Here is a 20,239-nt window from a genome sequence, read left to right as displayed (position 1 = left end):
TCATATCGAGCCGATCAGGACTGGATGAAGGCCAGCAGGTCCGGGTTGATGACGTCGCCGTGCGTCGTCAGCATGCCGTGCGGGAAGCCTGGATAGATCTTCAGCGTACCGTTCGGCAGAAGCGCGGCGGCTTTCACGGCCGCATCCTTGTAGGGGACGATCTGGTCGTCATCGCCCTGGATCACGAGGGTCGGCACGGTCATGACCTTCAGCTCTTCTGTGAAATCGGTCTCCGAGAAGGCCTTGATGCCGTCGTAGTGGGCCTTGGCGCCGCCGATCATACCCTGACGCCACCAGTTATCGACCACCGCCGGCATCTGCGTCGCGCCCGGACGGTTGAAGCCATAGAAGGGACCGGAGGCGACAGCCTTGTAGAATTCGGCGCGGTTGGCGGCGAGGCTGGCGCGGAAGCCATCGAAAACTTCGAGCGAGGTGCCCTCGGGATTGGCGGCGGTCTTCAGCATCAACGGTGGGACCGCGCTGACCAGCACGGCCTTGGCCACACGTCCGGTGCCGTGTTTGACGACGTAGCGCACCACTTCGCCGCCGCCGGTCGAGTGGCCGATGTGGACAGCGTTGCGCAGGTCGAGATGTTCGAAAACGGCTGCGGCGTCGGCGGCGTAATGATCCATATCGTGCCCTTCGGACACCTGGCTGGAGCGGCCGTGACCCCGGCGGTCATGGGCGACGACGCGGAAACCTTTCAGGACGAAATACATCATCTGGGCGTCCCAGTCGTCCGAGCTGAGCGGCCAGCCGTGGTGGAAGACGATGGGCTGGGCGTCCTTGGGACCCCAGTCCTTGTAGAAGATTTCAACGCCGTCCGAGGTGGTGACGTAGGCCATGGTGTCGTCTCCGTTTGAAAATGCCGAAGCGGTCGATGCCGCCGAGGCGAGGGAAGGAAGAAGGGAGGACAGTCCGAGCGCGACGCCCCCGGCCAGAAGGCCGCGACGAGACGCCTGGGGGAAGTCGGATGCGAATGCCGTCATTTGCACAGGTCCCAGTGGGTCACGCGGTGCGGCCGCGCCCGTAATCGACACCGGCAGATTGACCCTGTGGTCCGGCGCGGTCTTGGACCGAACCGCTGCACTTGGCGCCGCTGCATCAGCGAGCGTGTCAGGCAGCCATCCGACTCTCGCGCCGCCATTGGAACGGCGTGGTGTCCAGGTGGCGGCGGAAAAGGCGGGTCAGGTGGGCCTGGTCGGCCAGGCCGCAGGCGTCGGCGATCTGGCAAAGGCTCTCGTCGGTCTGGAGCATCAGGGCCTTTGCCTTGTCCAGGCGGCGGCGCATGACATAGGCGTGCGGTGTCTCGCCGGTCGTGACCTTGAAGGCGCGGCAGAAGTGGCTGGGGCTGAGCCGGGCGCGCGCGGCCAGATCCTCGACATGGATTCGCTCGTCCAGGCTGGCGTCGACGAAGGCCGCCACCTGCTTCATCTGCCAGGGCGCCAGGCCGCCGCGCACCGGTTCGACGGCGCGGACCGATTCACGCGACCGATCATAGGCCTCGCCCGACCAGACCGGCAGGGCGCGCAGCAGGGCCTGGAGCTGACCGACGCCTTGGCGCGCGGCGGCGGCGTTGCGATCCAGCGCGCCCTCGACTTCGGCCAGGATGCGGAATGCCGCCGGGCCCAGGTTCTCCAGCGTCGGCGCGCCGACGCTGGTCTGCGGGAAGGATAAGAGTGCATCGGTCATGGCGGCCTCCAGGCATTTATCTTGCCCCCAGACTGACGCCGCGCGCCACGGGCCGCCATCGCACGAAGGGGTGGTGAAATACCGACTTGGTCTTGCCTGCCTATCCTTTGGTATGGGTTTGGCGCCGCGCGGGTTTCATCCAAGCCTGCAAACGCAGCTTCAGCGATGATGTCGTCATCGCCAGCCTGAAGGATCGCCATGTCATCCGCCGACCCCATGATCACGGACGACCCCTATGCCCGCACGGCCCAAGTCTATCCCCGGCTGAGCGAAGAGATGATGGCGCGCGTGCGCAACTACGGCGAGGAGGAAGCCGTCGCCCCCGGTCAGGTGCTGTTCCGGCGCGGCGATCGACGGGCGGACTTCTTCGTCGTGGTGAACGGCGAGATCGCCATCGTCCGCCAAAGCGACACCGGCGGCGACGAAATCCTGATCACCCATCAGCCGCATCAGTTCACCGGCGAACTGGACCAGGTGTCGGAACGCGCACTGCTGGTCGAGGGTCGCTCGACGGCCGACGGTCGGGTGATCCGCGTCCATCACGGCGACCTGTCGCGGCTGATGTCCTCCGAACCCGACATCGGCGAGCTGATCATGCGCGCCTTCATCCTGCGTCGGATGGGCTTCCTCTACTACGGTCAGGCGGGCGTGGTTCTGATCGGAGAGCCCAATGACGGTGACACCCAGCGACTGGAGCGGTTCATCATTCGCAACTCCTACCCGCTGCGCACCGTCGATCCCAAGACCGACCCGGCCGCCGCCAACCTGATGAAGATCTTCTCCGTCGGCGAGGGCGATCTGCCTGTGTTGATTTCGCCCGACCGGGCGGTGCTGTCGAACCCCAGCCTGCCGGACCTGGCCGATCATCTAGGCCTGACCGAACGGTTCGACCCCGCCGAGATCTGGGACGTGGTGGTGGTCGGCGCCGGGCCTGCGGGTCTGGCGGCGGCGACCTATGCGGCGTCGGAGGGGCTCTCGACAGCCGTGATCGAGACCCTGGCCCCCGGCGGTCAGGCGGGCACCAGCTCCAAGATCGAGAACTATCTGGGTTTTCCCACCGGCATATCGGGCCAGGCCCTGGCGGGGCGCGCCCTGGTCCAGGCGCAGAAGTTCGGAACCCGGATGTCTGTCTCTCGCGCCGCCGTCGCGCTGGATTGCGCCGCACATCCCTTCACGATCCAGCTGGAGGATGACCAGGTCGTGCAGGCTCGCGCCGTGGTGGTCGCGACCGGCGCCCATTATCGCAAGCTGGATGTCGCCGACTATGCCCGGTTCGAGGGCCACGGCATTCACTACGCCGCCACCGCGATGGAGGCGAAACTGTGCAGCGGCCTGGACGTCGTCGTTGTCGGCGGCGGCAACTCGGCCGGACAGGCGGCCATGTACCTGTCCCAGCACGTCGGCCATGTGCATCTGCTGGTGCGCGGCCCGGGACTGGCGGCGACCATGTCGGACTATCTGGTCCAGCGCATCCATCGCTCGCCGCGCATCACCCTGTATACCCACAGCGAGGTGACGAAGCTGGAGGGCGACCATCTGCTGTCCGGCGTGACCTGGACGGACCGATCGACGGGCGCACAGACGCAGGTGCCGGCCCACGCCCTGTTCGTCATGATCGGCGCGCGCCCCAATACGGACTGGGTCAAGGACTGCCTGCCGCTGGACGACAGCGGGTTCGTGATCACGGGCATGCCGTCCGAGACGGCGCCCGGCGCCTCGCCCTACGAGACCAGCCGGCCGGGCATCTACGCTGTCGGCGACGTGAGATCCGGCTCCGTCAAGCGCGTGGCGGCGGGCGTGGGCGAAGGCTCCGTCGTGGTCCAGGCCATCCACGCCTATCTGGCGAGCGTCGATCAGGATTGACGCAAACGAAAACGGCCGCCTCTCGAAAGAAGCGGCCGTTCGATATGTCATTCAAAAGAAGCGCGGGATCGGTCCCGGATGCGGCGTCGGCGCGCCGACATCCACCTCCTGCTGGTCGATGTAGCACCAGCCCCACCCCTCGGGCGGATCATAACCCTCGATGATGGGGTGTCGCGTCGCCTCGAAATGCGCACGGGCGTGGCGGTTCGGGGATTCGTCGCAGCATCCGACGTGACCGCACGCGCGGCACAGCCGCAGATGCACCCACCAGCTGCCGATCTTCAGGCATTCCTCGCATCCCGCCGCGCTGGGCGTCACAGGCGCGATGGTGTTCAGGTGGGAGCAGGTCATGGCGGCCTCGGTCAAAGGTTGAGCGCGCGGTCGAGACAGCGCGACAGATCATCGGCGGAACACGGCTTCTCCAGATAACAGCCCGCCCCCTCCGCCATGGCCCGTGTGCGGGTCACCGCGTCGGGAAAGGCGGTCATGAAGATCACCGGGAGTGCGGGTCGACTGGCGCGTATCACCCGCTGCAGCGCCAGGCCGCTCATCCCGGGCATCTGCATGTCGGAGATCACGCAATCGACCGCTTCGTTCGAACCCGCCAGAAAGGCCTCGGCGGAGTCGAACGCGCGCGCCTGAAGCCCCATGGATCGCAGCAGTCGTGTCAGACTGGAACGAACCATGCTGTCGTCATCGACGACTGCGACCAGAGGGGGCGACTGCATTTTAGGATACTCGGCGACCGCCACAAGCGAGCCAGGTTGGGTGATCAGACGTTTCCGCGACGGCTGGTCTCGAACAGGAACCAGACGCGGCGTTCGGTCTCGTCGATGCAGTTCTCCAGCAGGCTGGTGGTCGCCACGTCACCCAGATCGCTGGTGACGGTGTGGGCGGCGCGCATGCGCTGGGCCAGTTCGGCGTTGTCGTCGCGCAACTCGGCCAGCATATCCTCGGGACTGACGTAGTCGGCGTCATTGTCCAGCACCCGCTGCAGCGTCTTGATCTGGCCGATGGAGCGCAGGGTCGTTCCTCCGATCTTGCGCACGCGTTCGGCGATGGGATCGGTCATGGCGATGATCTGGTCGCCCTGATCGTCCAGCATCAGATGATAGTCGCGGAAGTGCGGACCGGACATGTGCCAGTGAAAGTTCTTGGTTTTCAGATAGAGGGCGAAAACATCTGCCAGCAGGGCGTTCAGCGCGCCGCCGATGTCCTGGGTCGCTTCGGTAGTCAGACCCGTCGGGGTCCGAAGCGGCGCCAGACGGCGGGTCTTGAGGGCTTGGTCATCCATGTCGCGATCCTTTCGGGGCTTGTTCGTTGACTGCACCCTTAGGCCTGCGTGTCGGTAACCTATTGCTCGCGCCCTCTGCAATTTGGATGGAAACGCGGACATCGGATCGGCCGCGTCATCCTTTCGTTGCCGCTGCGCCGCTGCCTGCCGTAAGCGTGGATAGCAGTCAGGGGGAGAAGCAGCGCGATGTCAGTCCGACCGGATCAGGCGCGACCCTGGCCTGCCTCCAAGGCCCTGCGCCGCCTGCGGCTGTGGATCAGTCCTCCGCTGATCCTGGCCATCTTCCTGCTGGACACCTTCACGCCGCTGATCAGCGCCGTCGCCGTCTTCTACGTCGTGCCTCTGCTGATGCTGGGCGAGTTCCTGTCGGTCCGAAAGATCCAGTTCCTGTTTGCGGGAATGATCGGGCTGGCGACCTTCAGCCTGCTGTACGACCATGGCCCCAACCCGGAATTCGCCACCCTGCTGCGGTTTTGCGTCAGCATCGCCGCCATCAGCATCACCGGCCTTCTGGTCGTCAGGACCCTGCGGGACCGTCAGACGCTGCTAAGCCAGGCGGCAGCCTTGCGTGTCAGCGAAGCGCGCTATCGCAACATCTTCAACACCCTGGCCGTCGGCATCTGGGAGCACGATCTCGCCCCACTGAGGACGGCCCTGCGGCGGCTCCGCGAGACGGGGGTGGAGGATCTGCGCGGCTATCTGATGCAGCGCCCCGAGTTCGTTCGCGAAACCCAGCAGATGATCCCGATCACCGACGCCAACGACACGGCGCTGAGGCTGCTGGGCGTCGAACGCAAGGAGGACTTCTTCCAGACGCTGGCGGAGATCCTGCCCCCGACGGGCGGCAGTTTCATCGACTTCCTAGTCGCGTTCGACGAGGGTCACAGCTACTATCAGGCCGAGACCGAGGTGCTGGACCGGCACGGTCGCGCCATACCGATCATCGTCGCCATCACCTTCCCGCCGCCGGGCGGCGAGACGGATCGGGTCCAGGCGGTCATCCTGAACATCGCCGAGCGTCGTCGCCTTCAGCTCGCCTTCGACCTCGCCAAACAGGACGCTGACCAGGCCCTGCGCGCCGCCGCCATGGGCGAACTGTCGGCCTCCATCGCGCATGAGGTGAACCAGCCTCTGGCGGCTATCATGACCTCGTCCGAGGCGGCGCTGCGCTGGATGGACCGGTCCCCGCCCAATCTGGACGAGACGCGCGAGGCTCTGGCCGATGTCCTGCACGCCACCCGCCACGCCACAGGCGTGGTGAAGCGGGTGCGCAAACTGGTCAGCCGCAACCGGCCCGAGACCGAACGGGTGGCCGTGGACGTGCTGACGACCGAGGCGCTGGGTCTGGTCCATCACGATCTCGGCCGCATGGGCGTTTCCGTCAGCGCGCAACTGGCCGCCGCTGACGCCGTCATCCAGGCGGATCGCGTTCTGTTGCAACAGGTCGTGGTCAATCTGTTGATGAATGCGGCCCAGGCCATGACCGCGGCCGAAACACCCGATCCGACCATCGCTGTGCGAACCAACCTGCACGATGGCCAGGCCGTCATCGACATCATCGACAACGGCCCAGGGTTCGACGCCGACAGTGCCCAGCGCGCGTTCGACGCCTTCTACACCACCAAGGCCGAGGGAATGGGCCTGGGCCTGGCGATCTGCCGTTCGACCGTGGAGGCGCACGACGGTAACATCGCCATCATTTCCGAACCGGACGCCGGCGCCAGGCTGTCGATCACCTTGCCTGTCCTCGCCGATTGACGGTCAGGCGCGGGCCTTGGGCGTCAGGTCTTGGGACAGCCGCACGAGATCCGCGACCGTGTGGACCTGCATCTTCCGCATCAGGCTGGATCGGTGCAGTTTGACGGTGACCTCGCTGAGACCCAGCTCAGCCGCCGCCTGCTTGTTCATCAAGCCGCCGACGACCAGGTCCATCACCTGCCGCTCACGCGGCGTCAGTTGTGCATAGCGCGCCTCGACGCCGGCGACGTCTCCGGCGCGTTCGCGCGTTCGACGGTCTCGCTCAAGCGCTTCGTTCACCGCATCGATCAGGTCCTGATCCCGGAAGGGCTTGGTCAGGAAGTCCACCGCCCCGGCCTTCATCGCCCCCACGGACATCGGCACGTCGCCATGGCCGGTTATGACGATGACCGGCGTCGTGACCCCCTGCGCCGTCAACGCCTTTTGAAAGTCCAAGCCGCTGACGCCGGGCATCCGCACATCGGTGATGATGCAACTGACCCGGCTGGGCGCCTGAGCCGCCAGAAAGGCCGTCGCGGATTCATAGAGGGTCGTGGCCAGGCCGATGGACCGGAACAGCGAATCCAGGGCGCGGCGCACCATTGGATCGTCGTCGATCACGATCACGACCGGCGCTTCGAGCTCAGTTCCGGTCAATCGCCCCTCTCCGGATGATCCATTCCCCACCTGCCTACGGAAGCTGGGCCGTCAGATCAATCCGGTGGACGCTCGACCAAGGGTCAGGTCGGATCGACCGCTCAACGCCTCGACATCAGGCTGCGAACCTGAAGCGCGACAGCCATCGTCGCCGCAACGGCGCCGAGCATGACGACGCCGGCCCAGCCGAACTGTGACCAGGCGACCGTGGCGAGCGCCGAACCCGCCGCGCCGCCCAGGAACATTGAGCCCATGAACAGGGTGTTGATCCGGCTGCGCGCCTCCGGCCGCAGGGCGTAGACGACGTGCTGGTTCGACACGAGAGCGCTCTGCACGGCGAAGTCCAGCAGTATGACCCCGACGACCAGACCAGCGATCGAGGTCCAGGCGCCGAAGATGATCCAGGACGCCAGGGTCAGAAGCGCCCCCAAGGCGATCACCTCGTGTGGCCCGCGCCTGTCCGCGATCCGGCCTGCGAGGGGCGCGGCGATGATCCCGACCGCCCCGACCACACCGAAAAGTCCCGCGACATCGGAACCCAGGCCGAAGCGCGGCTCCTGCAACCGCAACGCCAGTATGGTCCAGAAGGCCGCAAAGGCTCCGAACAACAGCGCCTGGGTCAGGGCGGCAAGCCTCAGGGCCGGGAACTCTCGCCACAGATCGATCAACGTGCGCAGCAGGGCGGGATAGGACAGTCGGCTATCGGGCCGGCTTGTCGGCAGGACCGCGAACATCAATCCACCGGCGATCAGGGCTAGCGGCGCACCCAGCCAGAACATCTCGCGCCAGCCGAAGTGGGCGCCGACGAAGCCCGCCAATGTCCGGCTGAGAAGGATGCCGCACAGGACGCCTGACATGACCGTTCCGACCGTCGCGCCCCGCTTCGCCGGCGACGAAAGGTGGGCCGCAAACGGCACGATCTGCTGCGCGACGGTCGCCGTCACCCCGACCACCAGCGACGCGACGATGACCAGGGCCGCACCGGGCGCCGCCGCTGTCGCCGCCAGCGCAAGAGCCAGCACCACGAACTGCCCGACGATCAGCCTTTTGCGCTCGATCAGATCGCCCAGCGGCAGCAGAAGGAACAGACCCAGCGCATACCCCAGTTGAGTGACCGTAGGCACGAACCGCGTCGCGTCGCCGGGTAAATCGCGTTCCATCAGCCCCAGCATCGGCTGATTGTAATAGATGTTGGCGACGGCCAGCCCTGCGGCGACGGCCATGGCGAAGATCAAGCCGCCGCCCACGCCCGGCGCGCTGGCCGCGTTGGCCGCGTTTGCGGGTGCAGGCTGGTTTTGCTCTGTCATAAGAGGTTCCAGTTCAAAGGCGCGGACGTATCCTGCCCAGTCTGACACCCGCGTTCTTGTTCATTTCCGCTACTATGGCTCGACCTTCACCGGTGAGCGCATCCGCGACAAGATCGCGGCCTCCAAGAAGAAGGGCTTTTGGACGGGTGGCCGGGATGCGGCCTGGGCGGTCGCTGTCGCATCAATTTCGCCAGTTCGCGCAAGTTTCGGCCCACAGCGCTTAATCTGACAGCGCTGACCACAGCAGGACGCCCGAAGCCATAGCGGCTTTGGCGAAATATTGGCCGTCAGACAGACTTTGATGATTGCCTTCAAAACCGACGATGAAAGCACAGCAGCAGTTCCAACACCCGGAGACGCCTCATCAGCCGACCAACCCTCCGATGCTTTCGCGCGCGGGCCGAAACAGCTTGGCGGCGGCAGCTTGAGATTTGGTCCGGTCAGGCAGGCTGCATCCCGCGACGTTCAACCTGAGCGCAGGTCGTTCTGATCGGCGCCGTCACAGGCTTCCGGGCAAGACGCCCGGAAGCCTGCATTGGATCAGAAGTAGAAGCGAACGGCCGCCGTGACGGTGCGGCCAGGCAGAGCCTGGGCCAGCACGACGCCGCTGGCGGGAAGCGCGTCGGCCGACACTTCCGTCAGTGCGGTTTCGTCGAACAGGTTGTTGGCGGTCACCGACAGCACGACGCGGTCGATGGGGCGCACCTGGACGAAGGCGTTGACCGTGGCGTAGCCCGGCATCTTCAGCAGGTTGGCATCCTGGGTATAGCTGTCGGTCGTGCCGACGACGCTGGCGCCGACGGTGAACAGGTCCGTCTCGTACTGGGGCATGACCTGGAAGATCAGGTCGGCCTGACGACGCGGCGAGTTGCCGACCAGGGCCGCATCCTCGGCCTTGGTGATCTCGGCGCTGGTCACGGTGGCGCTGCCGGTCAGGCTGAACGGACCGCGACGCACCCCGGCTTCGAACTCGGCGCCCTTGGCCTCGTAGCTGCGCTGGACCAGCACCAGACGGGTGACGCCGCCGGCATCCGCACGGATCTGCTGATTGGTTTCGCTCACCTCGGCCCAGAAGCCCGTGACGTTGGCGAACAGGCCGTTGGCGCGATACTTCATGCCGACTTCGGCCTGATTCACCGGATCGTAGGCCGCGTCCGCCTGCAGCAGGTCGCCGTCGATGGAGCTGATGGCCGGCGAACGCAGGATCTTGTCCGCCGCCGCGCGTGCGCCCTCGCTGTAGCGGGCGAACGTCGAGAAGCTGTCCGAGACGCGATAGTTCGCGCTGACGGAATACGAAACATAGTCGTAGTCGTAGTCGACCGGCGTGGCGCTGGCCGCGGGGGCGAAGGCGAAGGTGCGCTCGGCTTCCGAAATGACGCCATCGTTGTCCACGTCGATCGTGCGCACGTCGGTCAGGCTATTGGCCACGGTGCGGCCGTTGACGTCGCCGCTGTCGAAGCGGATTGATCCGCCCAGCGCCAGCTTGCCCAGCCGGTAGTTCAGCGAGGCGTAGGGCGCCAGCACCTTGTAGGTCACGTCCGTGCGCGAGTTGGACCCGGCGCCCGAAGGACCGAAGAAGTTGACCACCCCGTCCTGGGTGCGGGGCGTGCCATTCGTATTGAAGATATCGACCAGGGCCGAGTTTCCGCCCCCCACGACGTCCTGAAGGAAGGGGATGTACTGGCGATCGAACTTCAGATCCTGCTGGGCCGAATAGACGCCCAAGGTGGTCGTCAGGTCGCCGCCGCCGATCTTCCAGACGCGGCTGGCGCGCAGGTCGTTGGTGAAGTTGTCCAGGCTGTCGATGTCGGTGTGGACCAAGGTCGAATAGGCCAGCAGGCCGTTGCCGTTCAGGGTCGTCGGGCTGGTGATCGCCTGACCGGCGCGCGGTCCCGTCGCATAGGCCAGGGTTCCGGGACGACGGCCGAACGCCAGGGGCGCCTGGGCCGCCGGCACCACGGCCAGCGGATAGTTGAAGGACTGATCGCCCGATTGTTGCGCGTAGCGCATGTGCTCGGAAATGGTCCAGCCGTGCAGGTTGAAGCGGGTCTGGAAGCCCAGCGCGCGCACCTGAACCTGATTGCCGTCCTGCAGATCGACCCGCTTCAGGTTGTTGTCGCCGTCCAGCAGCGGGAAGACTGTGGTGTTGCGCGACGTCAGGGTGTCACGCGTCATCGAGAAGTTCGGAACGTCGCTGTAGTTGGGATCGTCGTTAGTGCCGGACACCAGCAGGGGCGTCGGACCATAGGCGATGACGGTGTCGTCCAGGATCTTGCCGTACAGACGCACGAAGCCGCCGTCGAAGGTCTTGGTGATATTGGCCTTGATTTGGCCGCCCTTGTTGCCCGTGAAACCCGCGTCACGCGGGCCTTCGCCCTCGCGGTAGAAGCCGCCGACATGGAAGCGCACGGTGTCGCTCAGGTGGCCGCCATAGCTGAAGTCGCCGCGGTAGGTGTCGTAATCCAGCCCAGAAGAGACCTGGACCGAGCCGCCTTCGATTTCACCCGTCTGCGAGATCAGGTTGATCACGCCGCCGGGCGCGTTGGAGGCGAAGGTCGAGGACGACCCGCCGCGGATCGACTCGATCTGTCCGACGTTGAAATCGTAACGCAGAAAGTAGTCGGGCGTCAGCGCCAGGATGTCGCCGAACTCCAGGACCGGCAAACCGTCCTCCTGGAACTGCAGATATTTGGAGCCGGTGCTGACCATGGGCAGGCCGCGGATCGTGTAGTTACCGTTGACCTCGCCCGTGCTGGCCTCGGCGCGAATGCCTGGAATGGTGCGAAACAGGTCATTGACCGAATAGGCGCCGATCTTGGCGATCTCGACGTCATTGATCGAGCTGGTCGAGGTCGCGCTGTCCAGCCTGTCGCGCGCCTTGGCCACGCCCGTCACGATCACGTCGTCATTGGCCCGCGTCCGGCTGGCCTCCCAGGCGGTCTGACGCTGGGGCGCAGGCTGCGTCTGCGCGTAGGCAGGCATGGCGAGGATAAGCGGCGCGATCGCGGCCGTGAAGTACAGGGATTTCAAGGAAGCCTCCAAGGCGTTGTCTTGCAGTGCGATGACTGGACAACTGATTTTCGTTCGGAAATTCTTCCATGCAGTTTCTTGCATGGCTCTCATCAATAAAACACGGATGTGTTTGATGATTTATAATGCCAGACTACGGATTAATACTGACATAACGGCGCTTAAAAAGCTCGGATTGCTACGCCGGTTTCTTCTACAATCAACTGGATCGATATCTTAGAACTCGTTCCAGTCGTCATCGGCGGCCTCGCTCGACAGGGCGAGCGCACCGACCGTGCGGATGGCCTTGGGCGCCGGCCTGGGGGGGGACACAATGTCTCGGCGTGGCGCCGGCGCGGCGGACAGCGACCCAGAGGTCGCCGCATTCAGCCTGAACCTCGAAACCAGGGTCGCCAGTTCGTCGGCTTCGGTCGCCAGTATGCGCGCGGCGGCGGTCGCCTCTTCCGCCATGGCGGCGTTCTGCTGGGTCATGCGGTCCATGCTGCCGACGGCGCTGTTGACCTGCTTCAGGTTCTCGGACTGAACCTGCGCCCCGTGCGCGATGTCCACGATCAGAGTGTTGGCGTCGCCGATCTTGGACACGACCCGCGCCAGCATCTCGCTGGTTTCGCCGACGCGATCGACGCCCAGTTTAACTTCCTCCGACGACCGGCTGATCAGTTGCTTGATGTCCTTGGCGGCGTCGACGGTGCGCTTGGCCAGTTCGCGCACCTCGCCGGCGACGACGGCGAACCCGCGTCCGGCATCGCCCGCCCGCGCGGCCTCGACGCCGGCGTTCAAGGCCAGCAGATTGGTCTGCAAGGCGATGGCGTCGATCATGTTGATGATCTCGCCGATCTCCTGCGATCCGGCCTTGATGGCGTCCATCGCGACGATCGCTTCCTCAACGATCACTCGGCCGTCCGCGGCGTCGCCATTGGCCAGGGTGATGGAGTTGCGGGCGTTGGCCGCGCTGCGCGCCGTGTCCCCGACCATGTCGGTGACGTGATTGGTCGCGGTGGTCGTCTGCTGAAGGCTGGACGCCTGCTGTTCGGTTCTCAGCGACAGGGTTTCGGAGGCCGAGCAGATTTGCGTGGCGCCCAGACGAACGCTCTGAGCCGACCCAGCCACGCTGGCCAGACTCTCTTCCAGACCCTGCACCGCCACGTTGAAGGCCGTGCGCAGACGCTCGTACTCCGGAGCGAACGGTGTGCGAATGGTGTGGGTCAGATCGCCGGCGGCCAGAGCTTCCAGGGCCGTGTCCAACTCCTCCACGACGTGACGTTGCGCGGTGTCGGCGACCATCTTCTCGCGTTCGGCCGCGTCCTTAGCCAGGTCGGCGGCCGCCTTGGCCCGTTCGGCATCAGCCTTGGCCAGCGCCGTGTCGCGGAAGACCAGGACGGCGCGCGCCATATCCCCCAGTTCGTCGGCATGGCTGGCGTCCACGACGATGTCGTTGTCGCCCTTGGCCAGCTGGCCCATGGCCTCGGTCAGGACCGTGATGGGACGGGCGATCATGCGGCTGAGCATGGCCGACAGAACCATGGCGATCGTGATCAGGGCGATGCCGCCGACGATCAATGCGATGATCGCCGTGACGATCGCGGCTTCCTGACGCTTCAGATTCGCCTCGGTGACGGCGGCTTCCGCCTCACGCAGATCGCGCAGAGGCAGGACGGCGTCGCTGACCAGCACCTTCTTTCCCGCGTCACGCACCTCTTGCTGCGCCTGCTCGCGCTTGCCCGCCCGCACTTCGGCGATCATGCGATCGCCCCAGTCGGCTCTCCAGGCCAGGGTGGCCAGGCGCGATTTTTCGAGCAGCGCCTGCTTATCGGCGCCTTCAAGTTGCCCCTTCAGCTCGACGACGACCTTGTCGAACTCGTCGCGCCCTTCGAAGTAGGATTTCAGATAGGTTTCGTCGCCGGTGACCAGAAAGCCCCGGAACTGACTGTTCTGACGCAGGATCGCGGTTTCCAGCGACATCGCCTGGGCTTCGATCGTGCGGCTGAGATTGTTGCTCTCGATGGACGAGCGGATCATCATGATCGTCGCGAAGAAGACCGCCATCATGATCGCCGCCGAAACGCAGATCAGAATGAAAGAAAGCCGGAGCTTTCTTGGAATTCGCATCTTAGACATCATGAGCCCGCCCCTTTTACGCACTTATACTTACGACTATGAGGCAGGCCGATTACTCAGCCGACACCACCCCCCATGACCCAAATAATGTCCGAGCCAGTCAAAACACCCTGCTTTTCAGGTGACTAGACCTCCTTAGAGCGCAACGGTTAAAAAGATAGTTAAACTTGGAACGTTGAAATTCGCATGCCAGGGCCGCTTCAGACGCGTATAATTCATCCGTCGTTAAACCATGTGATCATAGGTAAGTCACACTGACGGTCGGCGGTTCAAACAACGCCGGCCCACAACTTCAGGGCGAAATCAGTTTCGCGCCGGAAGTCTACTGGTGACAGTTCGTTTTATTCGGAATGCGTAATGATGCGATTGGTGACTGGATGACTTGCCCCGTCGCCGACCCCTTTAACGACGAGCTCCTGCGCCAGGCCGAGCGTTGCCGCGCCATGGGGTCCCCCTTCATCGCCGAGGTTCTTGACTCGGCTGGCAGACAGCTGTTTCGCGCGCCCGCCACGGCCGCAAGGATACGGGATTGGCAGGGCGATCAGACCGCCGCAGCTCTGGCCCTGCGGCTCAACGGCGCCTTGCACGCTCTGGCGCGCGCAGGCCGATCGCAATCTCTTGCCAGTCTGTATCGTCGTGAACATCAAGACTTCGACGGCGCCGTCGCAGAGGCTTTCGCCCAGAACGACCGATACATTGCCGATTGGATGCTTCAACCGCCGCAAACCAATGAGGTGGCGCGGGCCGCCGCGCTCATGGCTGCACTGATGGCTGCGCCGCTTGAGCATGCGATGCCGTTCGAACTGCTTGAGCTCGGGTCCAGCTGCGGCCTTAACCTGAATCTGGATCGCTACAGCTATTCCTTGGGGCCGGTCAGGGCTGGAGACGCTTTCTCTGAGGTCAAGATCGAGCCTCTGTGGCGCGGCGCGTCACCGGCCCGCAACCCGATCTCGATCGTGGCGGCGCGCGGCGTCGATCTCCATCCCCTCCATGCCGGCAATCCGATCCACCGTGAGCGATTGTTGGCGTTCGCTTGGGCCGACCAACCGGCGCGGGGCCAGCGCCTGGAACACGCCCTGCGTATCGCCGCAGCCCATCCCCCGCGCATTGATCAGGGGCATGCGACGACCTGGCTGGCCGATCGCTTGGCGGAGCCCCAGGCTGAAGGACGATGTCGCGTCGTCATGCACACAATGGTGCTGCAGTATCTGAGCGACGACGACCGACACGAAATTTCTTCGCTGCTGTCGGCCGCCGGCGGACGTGCGGACGCTGCCCATCCTCTCCTCTGGATCAGCTTCGAGTGGACCCCCGACCGCCGCCAGGTGGAATTGCGCCTCACCGTTTGGCCGACTGGAGAAACCCGCGTCCTCGCCCATTGCCATCCCTACGGCGACTGGCTGGAATGGCTGCCCTCTCCCGCCGCAGCCTTGGCGGCTTGAGCCTTATTCAATCATCGCCGCCAGCCTTCGATCCGACGCGCGCCGGTGTTGCGAAGTCAACTTTCGCACGCTCTGCTTAGGTCGCCAGACCACCGATCTCCCTACCAAAAAATGCAGCAACTTCTGTGAGAGATGGATCAAGGAGTGAGCCATCTCGCTCGGGCGCTATCAGTCTAACGCTGATTTGTCTCCACTTCAGGCCACTTAAGGGTGTGATCGGAGATCGCATTCTGTGAAGCCGCTATCCTTCAAGCCTCATCGCTTCCCCGTGGCGGTCATCCGCCAGCAGCTGTTCAAATCCCAAGGCTTCAGCCCAGCGCTTTACTCACCACTCACGCCGCGATCTACAGCACCTTCGACACCGCAACGACATCCCGTCAGCCGACGCGTCCTTCGTCGCTTTCGCGACGGGGCTGAGGCAGCTTTGGCATAAATCCACGTAACAGGTGAAACAGACTTTCGCGACGAAACCGGGTGCGGCCGAAAGTGCGCAGAGACGCGCATCGACATCAGGCTGGAAAACGCGCGAAACGCCCAGAAGTCCAGCGCGGGCGGTTCACAATAGCGAGGCAAATGCGCCAGCTGTCGCGGGCTTAGAGGTCGGCATGCAGAGTAAGGAGTTGCCAGGGTGCGTGGCGGACAGAGAGGAAGTCGTTTCTTCTCGTGAATTCAAAGCCTTGACCCGTCTAACGGGGTGTAAGGCGCATATTGAAATCCCTAGGGATTTTTTCCGTTTGGCTAACCCCTCGGGACGCCGCTCGGACACGAAAAACCCCGCCAGCGTTGCAGCGCTCGGCGGGGTTCGAATGGGCTTGGCACAACACTCAAGGCCGCAGGCATCTTACCCCCTGCCCTACCCGGTCGCAACGTCGGAGGTTCGCTCATGATCCGCCGCCTCGCCCCGGAGAACTTCGTCGCCGAAAAACTGGCCTGGCATCAGCGGATCGCCAGCGACCCCAAGATCAGCCTCCAGGCTAAGGCCGTCGCCGGCTTCATCCTTCACGACCTGAACCCCTGCGAGGGCGGCGCCTGGCGCGGCCAGGAGAGCATGGCGGCCAGCCTGGGCGTCAGCCCCCGCCAACTGCGACGCCTGCTCGACGAGTTGAAGACCGCAAACTATCTCGAGATCGAGGTCCGCAAGGGACGTGGCCGCACCAACATCTGCCGCGCAACCGTTCCCGACGAAGCGGCCGAGGCGCCGCAAAACCGGACATCTGCGACCGATCAAACCCGCGAAAAGCGGACGCAGGCGACCGCTCAAACGCCAGAAAACCGGACATCAGCGACACGAAAAGCGGTCACCGGTGACCGACAATACCTTTATGACCCCATTAAAAGATTTCGCGCCGCCGAAAGCCGACGACCAGATGGGGGCTCCTGGACGACGGCGCGGCCCATCCCGTTCGCCCAGACCGACATCCGCCAGGCGGTCGTCCAGATCGCGGGGGAAGGCGCGGCGGTAAGCTACCTGGATCACGCCAGATGGGAGCCCGACGAACGGCGCATCCTCTGCAATAGCCCCATTGCCTTCACCCGACTGAATGATCTCGTTGGCCGGCCGCTGGCGGCGCGAGGGGTATCCATCGTGCTCCAGCGCCGGGACACCCAGCAGTTGGCGGCCTGATCGAGAGAGGCGTGGCGTCGCCGTGAGAGCCTGGTTTGGGTCAGCGACAATGCCGGTCGTTTGGTCCGGGAGCGGCGGGAGCGTCGGCGATCTGTGATGTCCTGACGGACCGACGCCTAGCCAAGAGGTTGATGGACCTCGTCCACGACCTCTATCTCACCGCCGCGCTTCCCAGTGATTGGGAAATCGAATTTGCCAAAAACATCCCGAGCTGGACTCGTCGCGCACCAACGCTCGCGCAAGCCGCAAAGTTGCTGGAGATCAGTCAGGAGCGTCGCAAGCGAACTGATGGACTCACGATGAGCGTTTCCGAAGGACTTCAAGCTCTCAAGGATTGTGACTTAGAGGATTGGGAAAAAGCGGCTCTGGCTGAACTCGTCGATGGTTGGATGGGCTACTTACAGCTTCGCGACTACAACCACTTGAGCGGGATGCTCCGAAGCCACGGCATCGATTTTCCGCCGGTCGTCGAGTTGAACTTCCGGTTGGGTCGACACGAACTCGCTGATATTGCGCGACAGCTGCGTGTACGAAAGCAGGATGAGCGAAAGGCGAGAAGGGCTGCGAGGATCCCTCAGCCGCGACATCAAACCTCCGGGTCTAAAAAGGGCTGCGGCAATGACATGGCACAGGTCCATGCAGCGATCTTGATGCTGCAAAAGGCGATGGGATCAGCGGACCTGAAGCCAACGTAAATTGCCACGACAGAACGCAGCTCAGCCCCACCTAACCCGCGCCAAGTTCTAGCCGAGTCCATCTGGCGATTTGACATCGGGAGACACTGGTGGCGCGATCTCGCACTTCGACCAGGCTTTCAGCAGTTCATCATGCTCCGCCTTCACCACCTGCCGCGCCTCGTCGCACGTCAGATTATGTTTGCGCATAAGGGTGTCGTAGTCGGTCTTCTCGTGCCGGACGTAGGTGGACATCACGATGCCCACGGCTTGTCCAAGGCTGACCGGCGGCTGCCAAATCCGGTCGGCGATCTCGCCGCCAAAGCGCTGACGCAGTTCGGGCGGGAGCCCAGGATGTTTGTTGTCGAGGTGGGAAAGCACCCGTTCGAGTGTGAACTGGGCGGCCTTCTTCGCGCGGCGTGATTTTGCCATTCGGGTTCCTAACGGCTGAGCTCTGGGCCGCTTCGACCCCGTGAGTGATCGCGCTCCCTCTCGATCTGGATCAACCGCTCATCACCTCGCAGTTCAGCAATAGGCGCGGTCGCCCTTCGGACTGGCTCCGGCGCCGGATATTTCCGCTCTTCCTCGTGCGCGACGCTTCTCAGCGCCTTCTCTAAGGCAGGGTCTGCGAACGTCACCTGGAAGATGGGGTTAAGCGACATTTCGAGGACCGCCGCCCGGAAGGCGGGGCTGCCTTCCACAACAAGCGGCTGGCCGGGGAAGCGATCCGACGCCAGGGCTAGGGCCAGAAACGCGGCTTCGCGTGACAGGGTGTCGGTCCGGACCTCGGCGGCTCGATCCGTGACGCGGCCGCCGTCCTGGGTCTGGTAGACCACATCACCGTTCCGCATGACGGTCGGCATGCGCACCTGATATAAGACGTCCTGCACGGCCCGGAGATCCTGGGCGGTGATGATGTCGCCAAAGGCGCCAGCCCGGCGAATCGTGCGCGAGCGCAGAGCCGACAGGGCCGCCTCATCCCCACGCGATGCTTGCTCCTCGAGAAACCCCTGCCAAGTCGGAAGAGGGTGCGCGGCCTTCGCCGCCGCCCGGTCCTCGGCCAGGAGCCGGTCCCGCTCGGCGTAGGCCGACTTTCTGGACGCTTCGACGCGAGCGAGGGCTTCGCGGCGTAGCGGCCCTCGCAAGTCGTGTCTTATGCGGATGCCCGCCTTCTCCTTGCGATAATGCTCGCGGAGACGCTGGGCGTAGTCGCCGTGCCGCGTATTGACCTCGGCCAAGGCGGCGGCGCGCCCTCGCTCGGCCGCGGTGCGGGCTGCCCGATAGTCGGCGTGCAGACGGCGGGCTTGGGCGCTGCGCTGGACGGCGCCGTCATAGGTCTGTTGCGGTCGCCCATAGTCGTAGAACTGCGCCTTATAGGCGCCGAGACGGTCGGTCAGCGCCTTTGCGGACAGACTCCGGTCGATGCTGCTGGCCTTCACCCAGGTTTTTGTGCCCGGCACGCCGGCGACCAGCCCTGCCCCCTTTGGCCGAAGCTCCAAGCCGTATCGGGCGAAGACCTCATGAACGACCTCCCAAGACGAGGCCGTAGCGGCGACCGTCAGAATGTCATCGCGCGCATGGGTCGCGATCCAGCCCGAAAGCGATTGGCGCCCGGAATGCGCCTCCATCGTCTTGGCCCGTTCCGGCGTCCGCGTCGGCTCCGCCTCCTGGCCAAGAGTGTGGATCTTATCACTGACCAGTCCGTGATTATCCTGAAGGAGATCATGGCGTATCTCCAGCTCGCGACACGCCGCCATCAGCTTGGGATAGTCGTTATGGGGGGCGACATTCCTCAGGGTCTTCGGATGCACCTTGTTGATCGCCACATGGACGTGAAGATTATCCGTGTCGTCGTGGACGGCGGAGATCCGCTGGTGCTCCGAGAAGCCGATGGCCGCGACGAGGTGATCCTCGATGTCGCGGAGTTGCTCCAGTGTCGGCCGTTCGCCTTCGGGAAAGCTGATGACCAGGTGATAGGATTTGTCCGACTGCGACCGTGTGTTCCGGGCCTGCACCAGTTCAATCTCGGTGATGGCCATCTCGAGGTCGTCATCGGCGCAGTTAGTCACCCGCGCGGCGACCACCCGATGCCCGCCGCCGACGCGATCGACGACATAGCCGGCGAGCCGGTCGAAGGCCTGTTCGTCGGTGGGATGTTTGATGTCGAGGATGTAGCAGCCGAGCCGCGCATAGGCGCCGGCTCCCGCCTTGCGCGCGATGTGATGCGCGATCAAAGGGCGCGCACCTTGTGACGGATTTCCTCCGATGTGGCCGCGATCTGCTCGGCTAGGGCCGCGACCTCCTGAGAACTCGCGCCCTCGCCTGGGCGCTGATCGAGCCACAGCTTCAAAAGGTTGCCCAGGCGGTTCAGATCGCCCCTGGTGCGGATAATCTCCTCGACCCGCTCCCCGTCTAATCGGGACTTGAGTTCGACCCCCCTCGTGAGCCGGCGTACCACCTCCGCCATCGACATCCCGGCCCGTGCGGCGGTGGCCTTGATGTGCGCGTGTTCCTCTTCGCTCAAAACGATGCGAAGTCCAGCTGTGGCTGCCGGCCTGCCGCACTGCTCGGCCCACGGATTACGAAAAGCGGCGGCCCGTCGCTTGGCGGAAGCAGGCTGCTCGCCCCATGAAATCATGGCGATCACCGGCCACCAAAGCCTCAAGGAAGTCGAGCGCTACACGCGCGAGGCAAACCGTCGCGGACTCGCCGACGGTGCCATGACACGCATCGCCTAAAGCACGAAGACGGAACAAACCTGTCTAACTTCCGTCAAAGAGTTAGACAAACCAGAGGACAAC

19 protein-coding genes are annotated in these 20,239 nt (G+C 64.4%); 7 read left to right on the top strand and 12 right to left on the bottom strand.

Annotation, left to right across the window (positions count from 1 at the left end):
• Positions 1–14 precede the first annotated feature (14 nt).
• On the bottom strand, positions 15–845 hold the full coding sequence (locus ACP693_RS06940) for an alpha/beta fold hydrolase (RefSeq protein ID WP_426017925.1): 831 nt from the start codon (positions 843–845) through the stop codon (positions 15–17).
• 271 nt (positions 846–1,116) lie between these two features.
• Positions 1,117–1,692 (bottom strand): helix-turn-helix transcriptional regulator, encoded by a 576-nt coding sequence (locus tag ACP693_RS06935; protein WP_426017926.1) that lies wholly within the window; start codon positions 1,690–1,692, stop codon positions 1,117–1,119.
• A 198-nt stretch (positions 1,693–1,890) separates the two neighbouring features.
• Here ACP693_RS06935 and ACP693_RS06930 point away from each other — a divergent pair, with 198 nt between their 5' ends.
• The gene (locus tag ACP693_RS06930; RefSeq protein WP_426017928.1) at positions 1,891–3,555 is read left to right on the top strand and encodes an FAD-dependent oxidoreductase; all 1,665 of its coding nucleotides are present in this window, start codon (positions 1,891–1,893) and stop codon (positions 3,553–3,555) included.
• Positions 3,556–3,606: 51 nt separating this feature from the next.
• On the opposite strand, the gene ACP693_RS06925 is transcribed toward ACP693_RS06930, so the two are convergent.
• From ACP693_RS06925 to ACP693_RS06915, 3 genes are read right to left on the bottom strand one after another with little or no spacing between them, the layout of a single operon-like run.
• On the bottom strand, positions 3,607–3,906 hold the full coding sequence (locus ACP693_RS06925; RefSeq protein ID WP_426017929.1) for a UBP-type zinc finger domain-containing protein: 300 nt from the start codon (positions 3,904–3,906) through the stop codon (positions 3,607–3,609).
• Positions 3,907–3,917: 11 nt separating this feature from the next.
• Complete coding sequence (locus tag ACP693_RS06920) at positions 3,918–4,283, bottom strand: response regulator transcription factor (protein WP_425982689.1); 366 nt, start codon at positions 4,281–4,283, stop codon at positions 3,918–3,920.
• 44 nt (positions 4,284–4,327) lie between these two features.
• Entirely contained in the window at positions 4,328–4,849 is a 522-nt protein-coding gene (locus ACP693_RS06915) for a Dps family protein (protein ID WP_426017931.1), read from the bottom strand.
• A gap of 186 nt (positions 4,850–5,035) precedes the next feature.
• Between ACP693_RS06915 and ACP693_RS06910 the strand changes: the two genes are divergently transcribed.
• Positions 5,036–6,607, top strand: a complete 1,572-nt coding sequence (locus ACP693_RS06910; protein WP_426017933.1) for an ATP-binding protein — start codon at positions 5,036–5,038, stop codon at positions 6,605–6,607.
• Positions 6,608–6,610: 3 nt separating this feature from the next.
• Here the strand turns inward: ACP693_RS06910 and ACP693_RS06905 are convergent, their stop codons facing one another.
• On the bottom strand, positions 6,611–7,243 hold the full coding sequence (locus ACP693_RS06905; protein WP_426017935.1) for a response regulator transcription factor: 633 nt from the start codon (positions 7,241–7,243) through the stop codon (positions 6,611–6,613).
• A gap of 101 nt (positions 7,244–7,344) precedes the next feature.
• Entirely contained in the window at positions 7,345–8,466 is a 1,122-nt protein-coding gene (locus ACP693_RS06900) for an MFS transporter (RefSeq protein ID WP_426017936.1), read from the bottom strand.
• Between ACP693_RS06900 and ACP693_RS06895 the strand changes: the two genes are divergently transcribed.
• Positions 8,465–8,779 (top strand): hypothetical protein, encoded by a 315-nt coding sequence (locus tag ACP693_RS06895; protein ID WP_426017937.1) that lies wholly within the window; start codon positions 8,465–8,467, stop codon positions 8,777–8,779. The genes ACP693_RS06900 and ACP693_RS06895 overlap by 2 nt on opposite strands.
• A gap of 311 nt (positions 8,780–9,090) precedes the next feature.
• Here the strand turns inward: ACP693_RS06895 and ACP693_RS06890 are convergent, their stop codons facing one another.
• Positions 9,091–11,580 (bottom strand): TonB-dependent receptor domain-containing protein, encoded by a 2,490-nt coding sequence (locus ACP693_RS06890; protein WP_426017938.1) that lies wholly within the window; start codon positions 11,578–11,580, stop codon positions 9,091–9,093.
• Between the two features lie 216 nt (positions 11,581–11,796).
• Positions 11,797–13,629: a methyl-accepting chemotaxis protein gene (locus tag ACP693_RS06885; protein ID WP_426017940.1), complete on the bottom strand. Its 1,833-nt coding sequence runs from the start codon at positions 13,627–13,629 to the stop codon at positions 11,797–11,799.
• 419 nt (positions 13,630–14,048) lie between these two features.
• On the opposite strand from ACP693_RS06885, the gene ACP693_RS06880 reads away from it, so the two are divergent.
• The 3 genes from ACP693_RS06880 to ACP693_RS06870 all read left to right on the top strand — a co-directional run bounded on the left by ACP693_RS06880 (position 14,049) and on the right by ACP693_RS06870 (position 17,459).
• Positions 14,049–15,140, top strand: coding sequence for a DUF2332 domain-containing protein (locus ACP693_RS06880; RefSeq protein ID WP_425982672.1), 1,092 nt, complete (start codon positions 14,049–14,051; stop codon positions 15,138–15,140).
• 883 nt (positions 15,141–16,023) lie between these two features.
• Positions 16,024–16,764 carry a hypothetical protein gene (locus ACP693_RS06875; RefSeq protein ID WP_426017941.1) on the top strand — a complete coding sequence of 247 codons (741 nt, stop codon included), beginning with the start codon at positions 16,024–16,026 and terminating at the stop codon, positions 16,762–16,764.
• A gap of 131 nt (positions 16,765–16,895) precedes the next feature.
• Entirely contained in the window at positions 16,896–17,459 is a 564-nt protein-coding gene (locus ACP693_RS06870; protein ID WP_426017943.1) for a hypothetical protein, read from the top strand.
• 48 nt (positions 17,460–17,507) lie between these two features.
• Here the strand turns inward: ACP693_RS06870 and ACP693_RS06865 are convergent, their stop codons facing one another.
• From ACP693_RS06865 to ACP693_RS06855, 3 genes are read right to left on the bottom strand one after another with little or no spacing between them, the layout of a single operon-like run.
• The gene (locus ACP693_RS06865) at positions 17,508–17,870 is read right to left on the bottom strand and encodes a DUF2293 domain-containing protein (protein WP_426017945.1); all 363 of its coding nucleotides are present in this window, start codon (positions 17,868–17,870) and stop codon (positions 17,508–17,510) included.
• An 8-nt stretch (positions 17,871–17,878) separates the two neighbouring features.
• Positions 17,879–19,672 (bottom strand): TraI/MobA(P) family conjugative relaxase, encoded by a 1,794-nt coding sequence (traI, locus tag ACP693_RS06860; protein WP_426017947.1) that lies wholly within the window; start codon positions 19,670–19,672, stop codon positions 17,879–17,881.
• Positions 19,669–20,076: a plasmid mobilization protein gene (locus tag ACP693_RS06855; protein WP_426017949.1), complete on the bottom strand. Its 408-nt coding sequence runs from the start codon at positions 20,074–20,076 to the stop codon at positions 19,669–19,671. Before ACP693_RS06855 ends, traI begins: the two co-directional genes overlap by 4 nt.
• Between ACP693_RS06855 and ACP693_RS06850 the strand changes: the two genes are divergently transcribed.
• Positions 19,982–20,176 carry a tyrosine-type recombinase/integrase gene (locus tag ACP693_RS06850; protein WP_426017951.1) on the top strand — a complete coding sequence of 65 codons (195 nt, stop codon included), beginning with the start codon at positions 19,982–19,984 and terminating at the stop codon, positions 20,174–20,176. The two genes, ACP693_RS06855 and ACP693_RS06850, sit on opposite strands and share 95 nt — an antisense overlap.
• Positions 20,177–20,239: the final 63 nt, after the last annotated feature.

The sequence above is a fragment of the Brevundimonas sp. TWP1-3 genome, assembly GCF_049896085.1.
In the GTDB taxonomy this organism is placed as follows: Bacteria; Pseudomonadota; Alphaproteobacteria; order Caulobacterales; family Caulobacteraceae; genus Brevundimonas.
Note: the sequence above shows the minus strand (reverse complement) of the source record. Positions and strands in the feature narration are given on the sequence as shown.